Origin of the sequence: Vibrio sp. 10N.261.55.A10 (genome assembly GCF_041470825.1) — a bacterium.
Classification (GTDB): domain Bacteria; phylum Pseudomonadota; class Gammaproteobacteria; order Enterobacterales; family Vibrionaceae; genus Vibrio; species Vibrio crassostreae_C.
In genome coordinates this window covers 1-726 of the sequence record NZ_JBFRNC010000142.1, presented here as the reverse complement: position 1 = coordinate 726, position 726 = coordinate 1, and the positions used below count along the sequence as shown (strand labels likewise).

The window sequence follows — 726 nt, the reverse complement described above, 5'->3', positions numbered from 1 at the left end:
AAAGAGGAGAGTTCCGGTATTTCCTGCAACAACGGCGATATCCTCGTTGAGTCCGCTATAGCGGGAGAGGGCTATGTTTTTCAACCCACCTTTATCGTGTCTGACGCAGTAAAGAAGGGCCAACTTAACGTTATTCTAAAAGAGTTTGAGCCAGAACCCATGGCGCTATATGCGGTGTATCCGCACCGTAAGCTGATTGCGACTAAGTTGAGTGTTTTTATCGAGTTTCTCAGTAACTATTATGGTGATTTACCGTATTGGGATGATGTTTTTTAAGACTTGAACGGCTCCTGTAGTAGCTAAGTGAACTTGGCCACGTAGCTAGAGATTTGCAATACCTGAGTTAATCCTTTAAATGCTAATTTAGCAGAATCACTGACTCATAAATGTTCAAAAGTTTGTTCGAGGAAGCTGTAATATGTGTGCTGTACTAATACCTTGCCAACTAACGAAGAATTCGTGATCGCCCAGCAGTCGGTTGAACTGCTGTAATTTTTTCAAAAACAGATAGTTAAAAGCGAGCTTAGTGCTCGCTTTTTTGATCTTATATGTTGGATAGACCATCGCAAAGCACGCGAATGCCGAGCACTCATCGCTCCCTACATTGACTGCTGCAATTCACTTTTTAGCTCCAAACTAGTGAGGTTAGTGTTGGCTTGTTTATGCCCAGACTTTTCTAAGCGCGATCATTGCTTGCCCCATTTCATATATGGAATCCACGTATTT

1 protein-coding gene is annotated in these 726 nt (G+C 42.3%); it reads left to right on the top strand.

The genetic code is table 11. The features are described 5' to 3' along the window. Positions 1-276 (top strand): LysR substrate-binding domain-containing protein (locus AB4274_RS22115; RefSeq protein WP_372113256.1); only part of this gene is annotated, 276 nt, incomplete at its 5' end. Positions 277-726 lie beyond the last annotated feature (450 nt).